This is a genomic window from Microcystis sp. M49636_WE2 (genome assembly GCF_030065375.1).
Taxonomy (GTDB): Bacteria; Cyanobacteriota; Cyanobacteriia; order Cyanobacteriales; family Microcystaceae; genus Microcystis; species Microcystis aeruginosa_C.
Genome location: NZ_JASJFG010000332.1, coordinates 1 through 1,317, shown reverse-complemented (window position 1 = coordinate 1,317; position 1,317 = coordinate 1). Strand labels below are relative to the sequence as shown.

At 43.3% G+C, this 1,317-nt stretch carries 2 protein-coding genes and 1 pseudogene; all 3 read left to right on the top strand.

Annotation, left to right across the window (positions count from 1 at the left end; all coding sequences use genetic code 11):
- Window positions 1–141, top strand: a pseudogene (locus PX484_RS07945) (photosystem II protein D2); the annotation flags it as partial.
- A 146-nt stretch (window positions 142–287) separates the two neighbouring features.
- Window positions 288–815 (top strand): DUF3011 domain-containing protein, encoded by a 528-nt coding sequence (locus tag PX484_RS07940; protein ID WP_002800616.1) that lies wholly within the window; start codon window positions 288–290, stop codon window positions 813–815.
- Between the two features lie 280 nt (window positions 816–1,095).
- A partial coding sequence (locus tag PX484_RS07935; RefSeq protein ID WP_288103387.1) for a hypothetical protein occupies window positions 1,096–1,317 on the top strand: 222 nt, incomplete at its 3' end.

The window sequence follows — 1,317 nt, the reverse complement described above, 5'->3', positions numbered from 1 at the left end:
GAAGACCCGGAATTTGAAACCTTCTACACTAAAAATATTCTGCTTAACGAAGGTCTGAGAGCTTGGATGGCTCCCCAAGACCAACCCCACGAAAACTTTATCTTCCCTGAAGAAGTATTACCTCGCGGTAACGCTCTCTAAAGATGGCAAGAAAATTTACCGAATAGGGGGAAGGGTGAAGTTAAATCACCCTTCTTTTTTGTTGATTAACGCATCTCAGGCAACTACTACTCATTTTCTGGATACCCATGTAGGATAAACTAGAGAATTTCTTGGAGATTAAGACAATGTTTCGCCAAATTTTATTATCTAGTCTCGGTTTGTTGCTAATTTATCCCCTAGGGAGCGAGCCAGCAGCGGCCAGAACCATGAGAATTAATTGTGAAAGTCAAAGCGGTCGCACTACTCGCTGTCCCGTGAACGCTAGATGGGCCCAAGTCAGATTAATCCGCACTCGCTCCGCTGCTCCCTGTGAGGGTAATTGGGATTTCCAAAACGGCAATATTGTGGTCAGAAATGGTTGTCGGGGCGAGTTTGAGGTACGCATGGACGACCATCACGGTAATGTTGGTGGCGGTTGGGAAGGTAATGTTTATGAAGAATTTCGCCTCCCCAATATCGGTCGTTTTGTCGTTGATCGCCGCAGTTATTATGATAGTGGCAGAATTAGAGAATTTGATGCGATCGTTAATGGCAGTCGCGAGCGTTGGTGGGCCAATTGTCGTGGTGGCGAACTCGGCAGCGGTAGTCGTCGCATCCGCTCATCCCGAGAAATCGATCGAGTAGTGGACTTTGTTTGTGAGGATCGGGGTTAAATATAGAAACCAAAACTCTATCTAAAACCTTGTAAAGTTACTTATTTATATAGCTAGATAGCTAAAATGAGTAACTTTTGCCGAAGATAGATTTTAAGAACGTTATCAGGTAAGCTAAGATGCACTTTAACCGCCTATCCTTAGATTACCTGAATTTCTCCCAATCTCTTGACTTGCCTCGAATAGTGGCTTGAGAAAACTAAAATCCTTAAGATAGCTGCTGTAAGAAACCCGTTTTCTTGATCTGCTGCTACAATTCAAGTAGATTGGAGGAAAATATATGGAGCCGGCAAACACCTTAGATGCTCTAATGCTCAAAACCATCATCAAGGAAAGCGTCCGCGAAGTTATGCGGGAAGAATGGTTTAAATTCTTCGAGATGCTGATTCCCTATGTTGATGATATAGAACAAGCTGACATAGAAGCAACCTTTAATCCTGTTGATTACAAAGACGACGGCTTCGTTGATATTACAGGCTGGTTTAATCGTGAAGATCAGGAT